The 18176-nt window shown below is 48.4% G+C and carries 20 protein-coding genes; 15 read left to right on the top strand and 5 right to left on the bottom strand.

The genetic code is table 11. From position 1 onward, the window contains the following. A complete protein-coding gene (locus ACTJJA_RS19410) occupies positions 1 to 402 on the top strand; it encodes a hypothetical protein (protein ID WP_332942169.1) in 402 nt (133 codons plus the stop codon). Next, positions 399 to 1418, top strand: coding sequence for an NADP-dependent oxidoreductase (locus tag ACTJJA_RS19405; protein WP_332942168.1), 1020 nt, complete (start codon positions 399 to 401; stop codon positions 1416 to 1418). Before ACTJJA_RS19410 ends, ACTJJA_RS19405 begins: the two co-directional genes overlap by 4 nt. 204 nt (positions 1419 to 1622) lie before the next feature. Here ACTJJA_RS19405 and ACTJJA_RS19400 read toward each other — a convergent pair whose 3' ends face one another. The 4 genes from ACTJJA_RS19400 to ACTJJA_RS19385 all read right to left on the bottom strand — a co-directional run bounded on the left by ACTJJA_RS19400 (position 1623) and on the right by ACTJJA_RS19385 (position 9099). After that, positions 1623 to 3821 carry a DEAD/DEAH box helicase gene (locus ACTJJA_RS19400; RefSeq protein WP_159873020.1) on the bottom strand — a complete coding sequence of 733 codons (2199 nt, stop codon included), beginning with the start codon at positions 3819 to 3821 and terminating at the stop codon, positions 1623 to 1625. Next, positions 3818 to 5134 carry an ATP-binding protein gene (locus tag ACTJJA_RS19395; protein WP_047058012.1) on the bottom strand — a complete coding sequence of 439 codons (1317 nt, stop codon included), beginning with the start codon at positions 5132 to 5134 and terminating at the stop codon, positions 3818 to 3820. The genes ACTJJA_RS19400 and ACTJJA_RS19395 overlap by 4 nt, the downstream gene beginning before the upstream one ends. Positions 5135 to 5137: 3 nt before the next feature. Beyond that, positions 5138 to 7447: a TerB N-terminal domain-containing protein gene (locus ACTJJA_RS19390; protein WP_332942167.1), complete on the bottom strand. Its 2310-nt coding sequence runs from the start codon at positions 7445 to 7447 to the stop codon at positions 5138 to 5140. 890 nt (positions 7448 to 8337) lie between these two features. Beyond that, entirely contained in the window at positions 8338 to 9099 is a 762-nt protein-coding gene (locus tag ACTJJA_RS19385) for a hypothetical protein (RefSeq protein WP_332942166.1), read from the bottom strand. 278 nt (positions 9100 to 9377) lie between these two features. Here ACTJJA_RS19385 and ACTJJA_RS19380 point away from each other — a divergent pair, with 278 nt between their 5' ends. The 13 genes from ACTJJA_RS19380 to ACTJJA_RS19320 all read left to right on the top strand — a co-directional run bounded on the left by ACTJJA_RS19380 (position 9378) and on the right by ACTJJA_RS19320 (position 17641). Next, entirely contained in the window at positions 9378 to 9587 is a 210-nt protein-coding gene (locus ACTJJA_RS19380; protein ID WP_032755279.1) for a helix-turn-helix transcriptional regulator, read from the top strand. Positions 9588 to 9814: 227 nt separating this feature from the next. Beyond that, positions 9815 to 11425 (top strand): YfjI family protein, encoded by a 1611-nt coding sequence (locus ACTJJA_RS19375; protein ID WP_440668952.1) that lies wholly within the window; start codon positions 9815 to 9817, stop codon positions 11423 to 11425. A 302-nt stretch (positions 11426 to 11727) separates the two neighbouring features. Next, entirely contained in the window at positions 11728 to 12948 is a 1221-nt protein-coding gene (locus ACTJJA_RS19370) for a hypothetical protein (protein WP_224224984.1), read from the top strand. 277 nt (positions 12949 to 13225) lie between these two features. Further along, positions 13226 to 13690: a hypothetical protein gene (locus ACTJJA_RS19365; RefSeq protein ID WP_004114621.1), complete on the top strand. Its 465-nt coding sequence runs from the start codon at positions 13226 to 13228 to the stop codon at positions 13688 to 13690. Positions 13691 to 13744: 54 nt separating this feature from the next. Next, on the top strand, positions 13745 to 14104 hold the full coding sequence (locus ACTJJA_RS19360; protein ID WP_004136901.1) for a hypothetical protein: 360 nt from the start codon (positions 13745 to 13747) through the stop codon (positions 14102 to 14104). A gap of 84 nt (positions 14105 to 14188) precedes the next feature. Continuing rightward, positions 14189 to 14401, top strand: a complete 213-nt coding sequence (locus ACTJJA_RS19355) for a hypothetical protein (protein WP_047058010.1) — start codon at positions 14189 to 14191, stop codon at positions 14399 to 14401. Between the two features lie 106 nt (positions 14402 to 14507). After that, complete coding sequence (locus ACTJJA_RS19350) at positions 14508 to 15329, top strand: DUF932 domain-containing protein (protein ID WP_071067384.1); 822 nt, start codon at positions 14508 to 14510, stop codon at positions 15327 to 15329. Between the two features lie 79 nt (positions 15330 to 15408). Then, positions 15409 to 15888 carry an antirestriction protein gene (locus tag ACTJJA_RS19345; RefSeq protein WP_075206252.1) on the top strand — a complete coding sequence of 160 codons (480 nt, stop codon included), beginning with the start codon at positions 15409 to 15411 and terminating at the stop codon, positions 15886 to 15888. Positions 15889 to 15898: 10 nt separating this feature from the next. Beyond that, complete coding sequence (locus ACTJJA_RS19340) at positions 15899 to 16039, top strand: hypothetical protein (RefSeq protein ID WP_226863590.1); 141 nt, start codon at positions 15899 to 15901, stop codon at positions 16037 to 16039. An 89-nt stretch (positions 16040 to 16128) separates the two neighbouring features. After that, positions 16129 to 16611, top strand: coding sequence for a RadC family protein (gene radC, locus ACTJJA_RS19335; RefSeq protein ID WP_047058008.1), 483 nt, complete (start codon positions 16129 to 16131; stop codon positions 16609 to 16611). Positions 16612 to 16624: 13 nt separating this feature from the next. Further along, entirely contained in the window at positions 16625 to 16846 is a 222-nt protein-coding gene (locus tag ACTJJA_RS19330) for a DUF987 domain-containing protein (protein WP_032938028.1), read from the top strand. A gap of 22 nt (positions 16847 to 16868) precedes the next feature. Further along, entirely contained in the window at positions 16869 to 17228 is a 360-nt protein-coding gene (locus ACTJJA_RS19325) for a type IV toxin-antitoxin system YeeU family antitoxin (RefSeq protein ID WP_049101822.1), read from the top strand. 38 nt (positions 17229 to 17266) lie between these two features. After that, positions 17267 to 17641, top strand: coding sequence for a TA system toxin CbtA family protein (locus tag ACTJJA_RS19320; RefSeq protein WP_032938032.1), 375 nt, complete (start codon positions 17267 to 17269; stop codon positions 17639 to 17641). A gap of 79 nt (positions 17642 to 17720) precedes the next feature. Here ACTJJA_RS19320 and ACTJJA_RS19315 read toward each other — a convergent pair whose 3' ends face one another. After that, positions 17721 to 18176, bottom strand: coding sequence for a hypothetical protein (locus ACTJJA_RS19315; protein ID WP_223226960.1), 456 nt, complete (start codon positions 18174 to 18176; stop codon positions 17721 to 17723).

The following is an 18176-nucleotide window of genomic DNA, read 5'->3' as shown; positions in this document are numbered from 1 at the left end:
ATGAAATTTTCGCGACTGGCTATCCTGGCATCAGTGTTGTTTTTCATCCTCGCTACGGTATGGATGATTTTCCCGGAACAGCTCCTCGCCTTGTGGGGGATTGAAAGCACACCAGGTACCAATGTGCTCGGCCGACGTTCTGCTGCATTCTTCGCTGGAACAGGAGCAATGTATGTTTTAGCGAGGAATGCTGAGCCTTCTCCAACCCGATATGCTCTGGCCACCGGCATTAGTACGATATCTTTCATGTTAGCCGTGTCTGGCCTGTTCGAATGGTACAAAGGACATGTTAACGGGCAAATTCTTTTTGCAGTATTTATCGAGCTGCTACTGGGAACCGCTTTTTTACTCAGCAATATTGGCATTGGCACCCGGAAAATCAACAGGATAAACAACAAATGAATACGAAGACGATGAAAGCGTTTACGTTTAAACGCTATGGTAAATCTCCGGAGTTGGGATTTGATAACATAGATTATCCTTCCATCGGTCCTGACGAAATTCTGGTTAAGGTTTACGCTGTAGGCCTCAATCCCATTGACAACATGATCCCCACCGGAATTTTCAAACCAGTTTTGCATTTTAAGCTGCCAGCAACACTAGGTAGCGACCTCTCCGGGATTGTGATTGCAACAGGAAGCCGGGTGACGCGTTTCAAGCCAGGCGACGAAATCTTCGCGAGTATTTTCGACAGAGGTACAGGCTCTCTTGCCGAATTTGCCGTTGTTCCTGAAAGTCTCGCGGCCATTAAACCTGCAAATATCGATTTTGTGCAGGCAGCTTCACTCCCGATGGTAAGCCTCACCGCCTGGCAGGCGCTCACAGAAAGAGCCTGTTTGCAGTCTGGACAGAAGGTTTTCATCCCGGCTGGTTCAGGAGGAATTGGTAGTTTTGCCATCCAGTTGGCGAAGCACCTTGGCGCAAAAGTGGGAACGACAACAAGTTTAGTCAATGTCGAATGGGTTAGTCGTCTTGGCGCAGATGAAGTGGTTGATTATAAAAAGCAGGAGTTTGAAAATGTTCTGAGTGGCTACGATATTGTTCTGGGCACTGTGAGAGGAGATACGATAGAAAAGTCCACTCACATTCTTAAGCCTGGCGGAAAGATTATTTCACTCATTGGGCCATTAGATGCTGCTTTTGCACGTGAGCGACATTTAAATATTTTTCTGCGTACTGTATTCGGCCTGATGAGCCGTAAAATCATACGTCTTGCAAAGAAGAGGAGCCAAACCTATTCATTTCTGTTCGTTCGACCTGATGGCGCACAACTCACTCAAATAAGTATGCTCGTGGAAGCGGAACACGTCCTTCCAGTGATCGATAAGGTTTTCCCCTTTGCAGAATCAAAGCATGCTCTTGACTATCTTGCTGGAGGACATGCGAAGGGCAAAGTTGTCGTTAAGATACAAGATTGAAAAGAACGGTGATTTGTATCAGCCTACTTTTGAGTAAATCGCAAGAGGCTTTTGCCTCAGGGAAGAGGTGCACAACGTCCGCTCCTCGCTCAAAGCAGACCTTATGACCTCGATTTCTGGCAGATCCGAGCCAAGAGCGAAAATTGATATCATCAATCGGCCTCAAGCTTAAGGGGAACATCTCCCCCTTTTTATGTAACCAGTTTACTGAAGATGTTCTTTCAGCCAGGTACACGCGCCTTCAATGTCATACGCTTTTTCCCCAAATCCTTTCGCAAGCAGAAACTCTGGTAAATATTCATCATATTTATCTAAGTACTTTTCTGGAACATTTACAGCAAGATCAAACGCTGAGGGCAAGCCTGACAGCAGCAGGCCTTTAAGGGCCTGTTGAACAGAAGTGATACTTGAGCCGTCAATTTCTATAACTCCAGCCAATGAATTAGCTTTAAAGCCACAACGTATGAGCAAGGCTGTAATCGTATTGACAACCTTATCTCCCATCCATGGGAGGATGTAACAGTATTGGCCGCTCGTAAGAAAATACTCATTTTGCAGGTTATAACTCTGGAAGTTACGACTGCCTTCCGCAAATAGGCTTCTGGCGGCAGAATCGGCATAATCTACTCTCTTGCTACCTATTGCTATGCGGTAATCACCTTCCCTATAGATAGCGAGCATTTCCTGACGAACGGCATCATGAACAGACATTCCCCCCCCACTAAATTGTGGTGGCTGACCGCCTTTGGTCGCCTCTACATAGATAACTTTTTTCTCTGTCTCGATCTCTGTCACTCTCCAGCGCCGCCCACCGAAGATGATGTGTTGATCTGGTAGCAGTGGGGAGTCCACAGGCACTGTTCCAAGGGTTCTGTTTCCGGTGACAATGCGGAACTCTTCTGGTGTGTTGAACACGGCATAAAACGTATAATGGTTAGTCAGTTTCTCTCCCTCTGCCCCAACAACCATTTCTCCACTAGCGAGTTGAGTGAGCAGGCCACATGCCCCCATATGTTTAAGCAGGCTTTTGAAATCGCCTATATCCACATTACGGAACGGGCCTGTTTGACATAGCTGTGACCAGAGTTGATCGGCACGAACTCCGCCCCATTGCGCGGTAATAGCAAGAATCTGGTGTAGCAGCGTGGAGTAATGCATCTGCTGGGAATCGGCAGGCTCAAACCATTGTTTAGAGATCATCAGTCTGATCATTGCCATCGACTGGACCAAATGCAGCCGTAGGTGGTCAACGATACTGCTAGTCACAGTGAGCTCATTTTCTGTAATTAGCATTCTTAGAACTGATGGGGAGTCGCGTCGCCCAGAACGTCCCATACGCTGACGCAGACTGGAAACAGTATGCGGAGGCGTAACTTGGATAACCGACTTAACCTTACCGATATCAATTCCCAACTCAAGCGTCATTGTACAAACAGCTGTTGTGGGCAAATTTCCTTTCTGAAGACGAGTTTCAAGCGCTTCCCGCAATTCCTTGGCAAGGGAACCATGGTGGGGAAAGAATTCATTGGGAACAATATGTTCCTCACACATGTCGCTCAGCGTGGCAGCAATGCTTTCAGTCCGCTTTCGACTGTTTGCAAAGACCAAATGAGAATCGCCACGGCAAAGTCTAAAAATGTCAGCGCAAACGTCATGTTCAGCTGAACTCTGAAGTTCTTCTTCTTTTTGGAGCACTCGCTCCAGATAACCTTTGACCTGTACCTGAAGAGTGGCCTCGCTCTTACTATCTGTAACAGTTACGCAGGGTAGTCGTTTGTCCGGGCGCAAAAGTTCGGGTACTTTTTCCAGTTCCCCCAGCGTGGCACTCAACGCAACGCGGGGAATTGGATTTACCAGGCGTCCTAACACATGGTCAATTCTATTGAGCAGAGAAAGCAGCTGTACACCACGCTCTGAGCCAATGAAAGCATGAAACTCATCAATAACGATGTATGCGACTGACGAAAACGCCTGTTTGAGCCAGCCCATTGAATTTATGAGCAAAGACTCAAGTGACTCAGGTGTAATCAGTAAAATGCCAGCAGGGTTTGTCCGAGCCTTCTTCTTTTTGCTTTGTGGTACATCCCCGTGCCAAGGAGTCACTGGCATTTCCAATGCATCTCCAAGGCTCTCAAGACGACGGTACTGATCGTTAATCAATGCCTTCAACGGACTGATATAGACGATGCCAAATCCATTAGTGAGATCTGCAACTGCCGAACAGGCAGGAAGAAAGAAAGCCTCTGTTTTACCCGCTGCTGTGCCTGCACTGATTAGCACGTCTCGATCACGGGCTAAAATTGCCGGGATAGAACTCTCCTGCAAGGGCCTTAATGTAGACCACCCCTGCTTGTAAACCCACTTGCGGACGCGGGGATCGAGACTATCATAGGCACTGCTCATAATTTGAAGTTAGCCAGTCCGTCGTCGTCATCGCTTTCCTCTATAATGGCGTCATCCATTTCGCTGGGCCTGTCCTCTTCAATCGCCACACCCTCGATTAGTGTTTGCCAGTTCATCGTTCTGTTTTGTTCCAGCACGGCCAGCATGTCCAGGAAACCTTTTATGGTATTACGGGGGGTACGGAAGTAAGCGTCTCCAATGGTTTTACTACAGTGATGCAGAAATCCAGTCAGTGCCTCATCTGGAACCAGATAATTCTCTGGATCTCCGCCTGCATAAACATGAAGAAGATTTCTCAGTAAAATATACAGTTCCTCAGGGGTGAGGCTGGCAAGATGCAAAGTGGGAGACGAGTAGTCAATCACTCCTGCTTTTTGCGCGAACCGATTTTCCGCCAGACGTGATTGGAGCGCCTCATAGCTGTAAAGACCTTTGCGAGGATCGAAAAGGAACTCTGGCGTCCCCCCGAGGATAAAACCAATATTCTCGGCTGAGCCTTGCAGGCAGTCATTCAGGATCCGCAAAATCTGTTCGTAGTTCGCTGTTCTTGCTTGCGTATTATTCAGTTTAAAGAGGTTCACCATTTCGTCGAGGCTGACCAAAAGACCGGCATAGCCTGCCTGGCGGACAAAAAGGCTCATCAGCTTCAAAGAGTCATAGAATGAAGCGTCTGAGATAATAGTCCGAACGTCGAGATCGTTACGGGCATCAGTTTTAGTGGTGTACTCTCCCCGCAACCAGCGAATAGCATTGGATTTTAGTGTTTCGTTATCCTGCTCATGCCCGCGCCAGAATGCATCAATGACCTTCGCAAAGTCATATCCGCCGACCATATCTGATAGTGCTGCCAGGCGTTTATGAATAACTGATGAAACCTCGGAGCCGTTCGTGTCAGCTTCCTTCCTTGCCTCCGTAACGAATCTTTCAACAACGCTAAGTAACGCATTACCATCCGGCTTGTTTCTGGTGGACATGTTTTTCATAAGTTCAGAATAGAGATTACGAGCCTGACCTCCCGATGAGTGAATGCGTCTGTCAGGAGAAAGGTCTGCACTGATTGACACCAGCTTCTTCTCTAGCGCAATAGAGCGCACAACACTCAGAAAGAACGTTTTACCAGAACCATATTCACCGATGATAAGTCTGAAGCTTGCACCACCGTCAGCAATCCTCTCAATATCCTGGTGGAGAGCGGTGATCTCATTCACGCGGCCAACCTGGATATGCTGAATGCCTATCCTTGGCGTTACACCTGACTTAAGTGACTGAATAATAGCGTCGCGTTCTTTCACTCTTATACGTGTTACAGACATTCACTATCCCTCTAATTCTTTGGCAATTTCCAGGTCAACCCAGATATCATCATCGGCATCGTCCAGTACCGGAGCATCAACCTCCGCATAGGACCAGTCATTAATCACCTCAAGCGCACCGCCGAGCATCAAATTCAAATTTCCGCACAATTCTGTCGCCTCTTTCCGGGACCACTGTTCTTTCTCCAGCAAACTGCGATAAAGCTGGCTATGTGCGGAGTCTAGCCCCCCCGCCTCCGTTAATGAGGCTGGAGCGCTTTCTGGCTCTTCCGGTTCTTCTTCGGTGAAAATTGTGTTCAGCAATTTACGAACATCATCCGTGGCAGATTCGTGGCGGGCAAGTACATTAGCATCCAGTGTGAACCCTACTGCTGGCTGATCAGTTGGTATAGACGAGACGAGATCATGTTCAGTTGCGGAATGCTGATGGATATTGCTCGAGACAGATGAGGGATCCAGCCCCAAACTTGAATAAATCTTCTCAAGCTGTTTGATTTCGGCAGGCGCTATTGTCCTATCCGAACAGGCAACACTAACGATAACTTTACCCACAGCAGCTTTTTCCGCGGCCCCCATCAACTCAATCCTGCTTTTCATTCCTGTCATATTGGCTGGGGTATGAAGTTGCCACGTTAAATACGCATGTAGAGAGCGTTTTTCATCATCGGTGAAGCCAGTATTGTTGTTGATGGCATTCTCAAGCACTTTCTGTTCAGCTTGATCAAGAGAATCGTCAATCAAGGCGACCATCGCCCCTAATCTGAGCGTCATTACTGCTGAGATAAATTCAGAAGAAGGTGAGAAGCGTCCACCTTCGGCGGCAGGGAATAGAACAAGTGTCCCATCAACATCCGCCTTCACATGGTGATAATACGGGTCAGGTGCCAGACCGTAACCCATCTTCAGAGCAAAGGCCTGCATCAAATCGGCCTCTTTTTTATTGATCTTATTGGGGCAACTGGCATTCATATGTGCCCAAAAGTCAGCAACTGAGACTAACCCCTCCTTGACGAGGATCGCCTCATCAGCCCAGCGTTTGAATGAGCTTAATATTTTTTCTGCGCTTTCATTAACGATCTCTGAAGGGAGCAACATAATTGCAGCCGTATCATTGACTGACTTACCTTTCCTACCAAGGTAGCGACTATAAGCATCAAGTTCATCCGTACATATGTCGGCAAGAGCCATAATTTTCTGGACAGGGCTCTTCAACGCACTTGGATCAGGCAGGTCGGGAACAGGGAGTCGAACACCTCGCAAACTAGGACTTGCTGGTGTGTAATCTAACCTTAGGCGCGTTTTATTCGCCTTAACGACCATCCCTTCACCATATTTGAGGGTGTAACGCCGTTTGAAAAGCGCAGCAAACTCTTTAGCACAGCGGCGAGCCGGGGTACGCAGCGAATACTCGGTGTGGTTTATTACCCAGTTCAACGCCAGTTCAGCTGATACAGGAACTCCTTCATGTACAGTTTTTGCCAGAGCCAGCTTAAATTGCATGCTGTTGCTGAAACCTGAATTGCTATCGAGCTCAGTGGCTAAGCCCATGTTCGGGCGCAGAATAGACATGGCTTCGAGTAACTGGGCCGAATATCCACGGAATGAGCGGTTCTCAATGAATACGGCTCTTAACCGAGCGACTTCTTTGAACAGATTACGGAACTCAGCATCAGGGAATTTTGGGTCAATGGAATCTATGAGCGCTTTTCTTTCCAGGCCGTAGAGGTAGATAAAAACATAGCCGATAGGACACGATTGATCAGACCTATCGCTGGCGAGCCAACTGACATACGCACCGCGTGCTTCTGGGGAAAGAGAGGAAAACCTGGGCCAGTATCCTAATGAACTGTCCTCGTAAAGATAAGAAGTAGGTTTTATCTTACATGTGTCATCAATTAATGATGCCTCATTTCCATCGTCATAATAGCCGCCTGATTCCTGACCGGAGGGCTTCATACGTTGCCCCAAGTATATGTGGCCACCGCTAATTGCTACACCAGCTACAGTTATCATCTCACCCGGAAGTACCCATCGAGCTAGTGCACCTGCTGACTTTGAGGTGTTCCGGTAATGATTGGTTGTCACCCGAAGTTCAACACCCCGGCCACCGCTCAATGTAAAAGTTGCAAGGTTATCGTCTTCACTATCATCGTTTCGCACAACCGCCTCTTTTTTCTTGATGTCAGCGAGCCATTCTTTTGGTGGTGCCTTCACGGGGCTTGAAGCATAAGACTTTGGAGATTTACGTTTTTTCTTTCTAAAAAACAACAAGTAAATTACTAAAATCGCCGCCAAAAACCTCAATAACTCCATGATATATAACCTTAAAATCATTCTCTATTCACATTTGAAATGTGGTAGGGAATTCATGGCAAGTGGATTAATCTCAAAATAATACGTCTAAATCGCTAGGGTTAAAAGCAAATCGCAATTAAAATTAACCAATTGATTTAAATGACAAAAATCATTAAATGATTTACTTAACCAGAAGTGAATTTTTAAGGAGTAAAAAGCCTGCTGGGCCATTCGCCTAAAAATGATGTTGTACTAATGCTAGGTTAACATACGAGCAAATATACTTCGGATGCAGAACTGACCGCTGTATGATGACATTTACCTAGTCGTTGAGAATTTCGGTAACTATTGGAAAGCCGTTAGAGACTGTACATTCTCGGATTTTAAGAGTAGCTGGTTTAGTTTTGTGTAATAGCTGCGTCAAGTCAAACCTGATCTATGAGCAGATATAGCGAGGGGCCCCACGCTGATTTTTATCAACTAATTAAGCTATGAGCTGAGTTGTGCCGAAGTTAAGATATCCTCATCACCTACGTTGATGAGCTGAAGAGCACCTCTGACGCCATTAATGCAGTTTATCCGGAGAGCGGATTAAGTTCTGTATCATTCACATGGTGCGCAATAGCCTACGGCTTGTATCTTAGAAGGACTACAAAGCATTAACCCATGACCTGGGGTACCAGCGGCAGAGGCGGTTTTACACGACGAATACCATTGCCAGATTGGACAGTGTGATCCGGCATACCATTAAAAAGTTGTATCGCTATCAACCCTGTCAGTATCGCTAAAAAGATGATGATGTTCAGGGGAGCTCGTATCGTCTTATTATCAGCTCTATGCTCTTCTGCACAGCCACATCTGAGAAAAGGCAGTCACATTGAATCACGTAGCGCTCTCAAGGTACCGGACTATCGATTTTGCGACACCCCGATACGTTTTTGTACTGCCTTCGCGAACGCCGCCTTCACTCTTTTGTCTTTGACTGACCATTCAGCCAACAACTTGCTCTGGCTTGCCTCCACCATTGCCGCGTCCCGTGAGTCGTTTTTATCCTGTGCGGAAGGCCATCCATGCTCCTCAAGATAGGGCCTTAACGCTTTAATAATTGCGTTGATGGCATCGGTTTTAGTTTCCCAGCCCTCAGGTTGCGCTTCCAGGTGTTTTATCACTTCGTCTTTAACGCCATCAAAACGTGTCGCTTTGACCTTTCCGCCATAAGCAGAATTGAGTTTATGCCGTTCCTTGATTCTTTTACCTGCTGCGGATTCACTGCGTTTCAGACCGCGATCCAACAACGCGATAGCCCTCAGCATTAATTGCACCGCATGATCTGGATCAGATTCGAGAGCCGATGTTCCCTGCTCCCAGTATTGTTCAGCCTTAGACATATCGTTCCTGATCCCCTTTATCATCCATTCTGAAAGACTGAAAATTTTCAGATAACGCCGCCATTTTTTCTCTCCGTGCTCATCAGCAAGTCGCCGCGCTAAATCTTCATCCTTCGTTTGTCTCCCTGTTTGTAGCACGATAACAATTTCAGTATCTTTATTCAGCCATTGCCTGGCGATATGTTTCTGTCTGACCCCGAGATGAAAACGTAACGCTTTCCTCTTTTTACGAAATACGATGAGTAACTCATCAGGGGTAAAATCCCTGTCTAAATCAGCCATGAAGTCCCTCTTTTTGAATGACAATTTCTATACTCCAGTAAATTTCCTTGCCTGACACCTGGAACGACTCATTCTTGCCCTTAGCCAGACGCTTCCGACACCATTTTCGAAAAAAAAACATTCTGTCACCAACAAAAAATGGAAAAAAACCCTAAAAAAAACCCTATCTCGTTGTTATAAAATGCCTTTTTTTGCTACAGCCACCAGGCGGGTGCCATTACCTGTTCCGGCACCATACAATTGCGTCCATATCGAAAGAACAGGGGGAATTAACAGATATGTCTGTACAAGGTATCAGGATACTGCGCATACGCGCCGTTGTTAACAAAACTGGCATCGCCCGCTCAACCATCTATGACTGGATTAACCCGAAGTCACCGCGTTACGACCCGACCTTCCCGAAACAGCGCAGGCTGGGTATGCAGTCCGTCGGCTGGCTTGAGTCAGAGCTAGATGCATGGCTGCTGGAACGCCAGCAGCCATCATAAGCGATGAGATAGTATTGGTAAAAATTAAAGGAGGATACGCAGGTTATATAACAACGTCTCTGATTTAAATATGCGCTCGCTGCGACATATTTTTGCCAGTTGCAAGGAAACAGAATGCGATTATTTATTGGGTAAGATTATTACTTTAAATAAATTTTAACGCTTGGCTATTTTATTATATTCACAACTAACCCGTTACTGAAAACAGTAACCAAGGAGAATATTACATGCAGAATTTACTGCCATACACTGTCATTCCGAAAATGCCGGAGCCTTATATTCCCGTACAAAACAGAACCCCGGAGGGTTACCCTGTCTTCGCGTTCCCGCCGGTGATGCGGGATGTCATTGATGCTCTTTATAACGAGACGGGTATCCCGGCGGAACTGATAGCGGGGGCCGTACTGGCAGCCGCTTCCCTCGCCTGTCAGGCTCATATTGAGGTGGTACCACCACACTCATCGGATCCGATGCACTGTGCACTGTATCTACTGACGCTGGCGGTCTCAGGAGAAGGTAAGACCAGTATCAGCAAAAAAGTGATGAAACCTTTTTACCGGTTCTCTGAGCAATTGAAGCAGCAGCACGACAGTCTGATGAAGACGCACCTGCGTGCTGACAATATCTGGAAAATACACCAGAAAGCACTGACCAGTAATCTGTACACTGCCATCAAAAACGGTTATGAGGGGATGGAAGAAGAACGGCTGTTAGATGAGCATGCAGAAACCCGGCAGCAGCCTCCAGCCCGTCTGGCGATGCTTTATGATGACACCACCGCAAAGGCGCTCCTGGAAGGTCTGAGCCGGTACTCTGAAGCCGGGGTGGTCTCAGATGAGGCAATTACCTTTTTTAAAGGGTATCTGAAAAACAACCTCGGTTTACTGAATAAAGCCTGGGACGGGGAGACCTATGAATACCACCGCCCGGGCGGCGAAGAGTACGATATCAATGCCTGTCTGACCCTGGCATTAATGGTTCAGCCTCCGGTCTTTGAAAATTACTGCCGCAACCACGGTGAACTCAGCAAGGGAAGTGGTTTTCTGTCACGGTTTCTTTACATCAATACCATCAGCACACTGGGTCGTCGCCGCACCAATACAGGTCACGCTCAGTCTGATGAAGCATTAAATGTATTCCACCAGAAAATTAACCAGTTGCTTGATAAGCAGAAGGTGCGTTTTTATAGTAACGACTCGCAGAAACAAACGCTCAGGTTATCTGATGATGCGACCGCTTACTGGGCAGAAAAACAGTCAGAGCTCAGCCGTAAAGCAGCCCCCGGACAACAGATGGAACATATCAGTGAAATTGCAGCCAAAGCGGGGGCGAATGCCCTCAGGGTTGCGGCCATCCTGACATATATGTATTCACCTGAGAGTTTATGTATTTCGCGGGGGGTAATCCAGGCCGCCTTCAACATTGTGGAATGGCATCTTGAAGAAGCGGAAAGGCTTTTTTTCCCTTCTTCTGAACGGAATGCATTTATGGAAGACGTTTACGAGATGTTCAGGTGGCTTAAGGAGAAATTTCTCGATGATAAGGGATATCCATTCAGGAAAAATGAGGTAAACCGGAACGGCCCGAATCGGTTGCGTGACGCCAGTAAATCACAATCTGTTCTGGAGCAGTTAATCGCACTGGGTCTGATTTGTTTTATTCGTCCGGGCCGTCATTCTGCGGTGTATATTGCCATGCCTTCCCTGGAAGATCGCCACTCATGGTGTATTCCACCGGCATTCCTGGAGAACGGACATAATCCGATTATTGCATCGCCAGAGAATGTTACTGGTAGGTATGGTTTTGAATACTTTGACTTTAACAGGCTGGAATATTAATCGGGACACCTCACTACAGAGACCCGAATGGCCAGAGCGTAAACCGGTTAAATGTCTTCGAAAAACAGCCACAGAGGCAAAAACCCCGCGCCAGTCGCGACTGGTCGCAATCCGCGCGGGGTTTTCTCAGAATACAGTGCTAAAAAACAGATAATGACGACTGGTGGAAAGCTCTGTGGATATGAACCATTAACAGCCATCAAAACATGTAATTTAACACAATGTGTTTTGCTAGTGTATTTCTTACTCATTTGAGACAAATACATTAACATTTAATTAATGTTGATCAATAAATATATTTAATGACATATAAAAATAGCATCATTATTATTAACAATAAAAGCAAAGATATTACCACATTAAATAAGAGTTTAATTATGGCCGTATGTAAAAGAAATAACTGCATGGCACAGATCGGCCATTCACCCGCCGAACGGATATTACGGCTATGCCCGGCACATTATCAGGGCAGACAGTTAAATGCAGCCAGACGAACGGAAAGAGCAGCATTAATATGCCAGTATCCTGCCTGTGGTATCAGTATATCTGAAACCCGCAATCAGTTTTATTGTTGTAAGGAACATCGGGATAAAGCCCGGAGGTTAATCGATGACGATGCTATTATAAGACTGGTTAAGCACTCTTACTGGCTCAATGTGGAAGCTATGCTAAAAAATAATTCCCTTGGACTGGGGAGTATCACCGGTCCGACGGATATTGCAGACCTCATTCGGTTATATCAGCGCAAAGCTGACCACCAGAAAACGTATAATACGCTGAACGGGCACAGAGTTGCTGATACGCCAAAAAGGTTAATCCCCTGGCTGGATCTTGAGCTATGCCACATTTACCCTAACTCTAAGGGCGGTGCAAATATCGCCAGAAACATTATCATCGCACCTGCTGCTATAAACCGGATGATGAAGGATTTTATCCCCTGCTGTCAGTCAGGAGTGCTGAGTGGCATAAAAGCAATGGAAACACCTCAACCGGTTAAATCGACCTTACTGAAAGCGTTAACGGATAAATACGGTTCAGATGCTGTACAGGAAGCATTGTACGGAGTTAAGCATCTTGCCTTTGCTGATTTAAGTCTGTCACGCAGGCTATTTGACACTGATATTTACGCATTTCCTCCACTAACCCGTCTGTTAAAAGAGGAAGCCTTACGCCTGAATTTGATGTCACTATGGGAAACGCTGGTTTGTACCGAAGTCAGCGTCTGGCTTAATGCCGGGCCTGCGAATGAATTATTTGCCGTTGCCGCGTTTCATGCGTTGCTGAACGGCGACGGCGACCGCCTGCTGGAGCAATGTTATCGTTTAGTCGATGAAATCAGGGTGAAGCACAAGCGGGGGTCTCAACAAATCTACGACGAATTTCAGCATATACTCAGCCAGTACATGGCAAAATATTTTCACATTGACACTAGCGACCACAGAGCCTGTAATCTCTTCTATAACCGCTTTTTTAGTGTTCCTCCTGTCACAGAGGACGGTGTCTGCGCCATACCGCCTCAGTGATGCATTTCCTCAGCCTGTGTTCAATAAAATCTCAGATATATATCACCCTTCTGAAGTGAAACCGGACCATCGATAAACTCGGGCGAGGTTTACGGTAAATATATTTACTGAACCACGATCAATTTTGTCGATCGGTTCGATCGAATTTCATCGTTATCCCCTTCTTTTTTGCAGCTATAAAATCCCAACGGGATGCTTATGACTGTCTGTCTTCTACTAAAAATCATGCAGATACCCTTTCCGGGTAGCGTTTTACGAAAACCAGAGGTGCACAAAAATGAACAGAAAAATGATTCACCCTTTACTACTGACCTGTGCGCTGGTACCGGCAGTGGCAATGGCCTTCGGTAATCAAACCACCTGGACCCGGGGCTGGGGCCAGGGAGTATCAGAGTTTGTTATCAATGGGGAAAGTCAATCGCAACTGTCTCTGACCTGTGAGGATTACGGCTCGCAACCGGCCACGGTCATATTCACTGACGCCAGCGGGCATCAGGTCAGTATGGATGAAGATAAAAGCCTTCAGGTCAGTATCGACGGTGGAGCCCCCATCGACATCAGCGAATCTGGCAGTCGAGTGGGCGGTAATAACCTGGCGCTGGCCTGGGCTCAGCTACGTAATGGCAAACAGGTCTCAGTAACCGGAGACGGTGTTAAGGATGCCACATTCACGCTGGCTGGGGCAGCAAAGGTATTGCCAGTATTCGGGACCCACGGCTGCGTGGGTAAAGATGCACTCTAGCCTGCATCTGAATTTAATACCTGTTGATTACGTTATTTTTAAAAGGAACAGTTTATGAAATTTAAACACATGCTGGTGCCCGCACTGTTTGCACTGTCAGCCCTGGCGCTGGCAGAGCCAACGCCATCCATCAAAGTGGAGACCAGTAATCAGGTTCACCCTGCCGGAACACGCTACGTCACGGTCGTGGTCACTGCACTGGATAACACCGTGAAAGTCGAAAATATTGACGTGAACCGGGGAAACTGTCGCATTGCCAACCAGAAATATCTGTACTCCAGTAATAAAGAAACTATTTTGCCTGCCACCCTGCGTTACGGGCAGTCCGTCAGCGTGAGTTTTTATAATAACTGCGTGGCTTCAGAAGTCGTCGTCACTACTGATAAGGGGGGATGGCGTTACACTTACCACTGAGTCCCCGCCCCTGATTAACGTTTCCCAACCTAAAAAATGCCACAAGACCAACGGGCTGCCGCTGCGCAGTCCAGAGTAAATCCTATGACCTTTCTGAAAATGCTGGTGACCGCCCTGAGCCAGGCGCTGACCTGGTGCGGCGGACATCATGCCCGGCAGTATATTGAAATCCGCTTTCGTCAGGCCGGTTACGATGACGACTGCATTGATACAGCCCGGGAAGCGGTCACGTTGCTGGTCACTGCACTTATCTCCGCCCTGATGGCGCAGATACTGAAGATTCTGGATACGCTGTAATCCCGCCCTATCCGTTCATTGAGAACAACACATCCAGCCCCTGCCTCCTCACGGAGCAGGGGCTTTTGCTTTTATGCCTTCAGATTAACCAGATGAGGAATCAACTATGCGATTAGCCAGCCGTTTTGGTCGGGTGAACCAGATTCGCCGTGACCGTCCCTTAACCCACGAAGAACTGATGCAGCATGTCCCCAGCGTCTTCGGGGAAGACAAGCACGACTCCAGAAGCGAAAAGTACACCTACATACCCACGATCACCCTGCTGGAGAACCTTAAACGCGAAGGGTTCCGGCCATTCTTTGCCTGTCAGTCACGAGTGCGCGACCAGAGCCGACGGGAACATACAAAGCATATGCTGCGCCTGCGTCGTGCCGGTCAGATAAACGGTCAGCAGGTGCCGGAAATCATCATTCTGAATTCGCACGATGGCGCGTCGAGTTTTCAGTTACTGCCGGGGATATTCCGAAGTGTCTGCACTAATTCGCTCGTCTGCGGACAGTCGTTTGGCGAGATCCGCGTGCCACACAGGGGGGATGTCGTCGGGAAGGTGATTGAGGGTGCCTATGAGGTGCTCAGCGTCTTTGACCGGGTGGAAGAGAAACGTGACGCTATGCAGTCCCTGCAACTCCCGTCACCAGCACAGCATGCACTTGCTAAAGCGGCGCTGGCCTACCGTTTTGGGGAAGAGTACCAGCCAGTGACTGAATCGCAAATCCTTGCACCTCGCCGCTGGCAGGACGAGAGCGATGACCTGTGGACTACCTACCAGCGCATTCAGGAAAACCTGCTGAAAGGCGGGCTAAGTGGCCGTACCGCGCAGGGTAAACGTACCCATACCCGCGCAGTAAACGGGATTGATGGCGACGTTAAGTTAAACCGTGCGCTCTGGGTGATGGCCGAAAACATGATGGGCCTGTTGGGCGGGTAATAACCCGCGCCCCGCCACCGAAATCAATCCCCGGCCCGAGTCTTCCATTCAACATCTCCATGCATAAGGAAAAATTAACATGACCGACATGATTAATATTAACGATAAAAATCAGCTACCTCTGCAGGCTGACGATAACGGTTCTGCACATGCTCTGACAGCCGCGCCCGTACCAGACGAACAGCGTGTGGAGTTCTGGCCGCAGCACTTTGGCAACATCCCGCAGTGGATAACCCTTGAACCGCAGGTCTTTGCTTGGATGGATCGGTTCTGCGCTGACTACAGCGGCGGTGTCTGGAATTTTTATACTCTCAGCAACGGCGGGGCCTTCATGGTTCCGGAAACGGACAACGATGTCTTCTGGTCGCTGTTCAACGCCATGAACGGCAACGCCTCAGACATGAGCGCCGAAGCTGCAGGGATTGCAGTCTGTCTTATCGCTTACAGTCATCACGCTTGCCGCACGGAATGCGACTCCATGACGGAACATTACTGGCGTCTGCGTGACTATGCGCTGAACCACGCAGAATGCAGCGCCATCATGCGCATTATCGACTGAGCATCCCGCCATGCCGTATGAACTGTCTCACCTTAATGCCCTGTGGGATACGCTGAGGAATACAACGGTCAGGGATGAGGACGGTGACCTTGTGACCGACGAACCCTTCCTGCATTTCCTGACGGGTACCCCTCTCTTCCATATCTGGTGATGGTTTGAATCCCTGCACGACGAGTTCGTCGTTGCCGAAAAACTGTACAACACATCTCCTCCCAACGCGTCAACAGACAGGAAAAGCAAATGAATATCACCACGTGTCCCCCTGACAGCGGGGGAATATCTCCCACCGCGCAGCGCACCATCAGACGCGCTCTGACCCTGCTGGAACGCCAGTTACGCGAGCCCGGCGAGGCATTTACCTCCAGCCATGCAGTTCGCGACTGGCTTCGCCTGCAGCTCGCCACACTGGAGCGTGAAGTATTCATGGTGCTCTTCCTCGATAACCAGCATCGTCTTATTGCCCATGAAACGCTCTTCACCGGCACCATCAACCATACGCAGGTACATCCCCGTGAAGTGATAAAGGCAGCACTGAAATACAACGCGGCTGCCATCGTGCTTTCACACAATCATCCGTCAGGTTATGCCGAACCCAGCCATGCCGACAGATTGCTTACTGACCATCTGAAGCAGGCACTTAAACTCGTGGATATCTGTCTGCTGGACCACCTGGTAGTGGGAGGCATGGACATCGTCTCGTTTGCCGAGCGTGGCTGGCTTTAGGGAGAGAATAACGATGAAAATCATCAGCAAACGTCAGGCAATGGCGATATACCGCCAGCATTCTGAGTCCCGGCTGTTTCGCTTCTGTACCGGGAAATATAAGTGGTCCGGCAGTATCTGCCATTACTACGGCAGGGAAGTGCAGGATATCCGGGGTGTACTGGCCGTGTTTGCTGAACGTCGACAGGACCGCAACGGTCCGTATGTGATCCTGCGCAGCGTCACCCTGAATTAACTCACCGTTAAGGAGTACTTACATGCAGAAAGCAACCCGTGTAATCAACCATAACATCGCGGAACCCTGGTGGGGCCTCAGACGCAACGTCACGCCATGTTTTGGTGCCCGGCTGGTACAGGAGGGTAACCGCCTGCATTACCTTGCTGACCGCGCCAGCACCACCGGGACATTTAATGACGCAGATTTACGCCATCTGGACCAGGCATTTCCGTTACTGATGAAGCAGATGGAGCTCATGCTGACCAGCAGCGAACTCATGCCCCGCATTCAGCGCTGCATCACGCTCCATGCAAAAGGGCTGATATGTAAGGCCGATACGCTCGGTTCCTGTGGCTATTTGTATATCGTAATTTATCCGGCGTCTGCAACAACCGCATAAACCCCGGACGCTTTTCCTTCGTCAAAAGAGTGCAAACCATGCAAATACAATCCCTGCCCCCTCAAAGGGCGGCATCGTCACGTCTGTCATCAGTCAAAATCTGGCAAAAATTACTGGAGTATCTGCTGGAGCAACACTACGGCCTTACCCTCAACGACACACCGTTTGGCAACGACAGTGTGATCCAGAAACACATTGATGCGGGAATCTCACTGTGTGACGCTGTGAATTTTATCGTGGAAAAGTACGACCTGGTGCGTACTGACCGTCACGGCTTCAGCGTGAAAGAGCAGTCTCCGTTTATCGGCAGCCTTGATATGCTCCGAGACCGGAAGGCTACCGGGCTGATGACCCGCAAGGGATATAAAACCGTTACTGACATCACAGGTGGCAGATTCAGCGGAGGGAAATAATGACGTTAGCCCTGATCGTTGACGCCAACACCGTCAGCGATCAGCCCCTCAGGTACCAGTACAAAGACTGGCGCTTTTATCAGATCTCCATTAGTTGAAAAAGATGTTCGCTCAGACAGCGCGTATGGTGGTAACACCTTAACGGAGATATCCGTCTGAGGTAGAAGAGGGTGTGGCAGGACGCCGCCAGAACATCAGGGGCCGTATCGTCTGTCAGGATGGGGCTTAATTCCGGGGCGTTCAGTAAAATGAAACATTTCTCCGGGAGCATACCGTCGACATTTCCTTTCGGAAAATAACCGCCCAGATACAGTAACACGGCCAGCAGGCGAAACTGTCGGGTGAGTACCGTTTCAGTGTCCCGGTAATGTGCGGCTATCCACAGGCATTCCCGCAGCATAAACCGTCGGGTCCGTCGGGTGAGGTCACCGCCTTTATCATACCAGTGTTCGACGATATCCCTGGCGGAGCGAATGGAGTCATCACCCGTTGTCGCAGTTTGCCACGACCGCGCCAGAAGCGTTGCGATATCCAT

Source organism: Enterobacter sp. 22452 (genome assembly GCF_052045065.1).
In the GTDB taxonomy this organism is placed as follows: domain Bacteria; phylum Pseudomonadota; class Gammaproteobacteria; order Enterobacterales; family Enterobacteriaceae; genus Enterobacter; species Enterobacter mori.
This window is presented reverse-complemented; position numbering and strand designations above follow the sequence as displayed.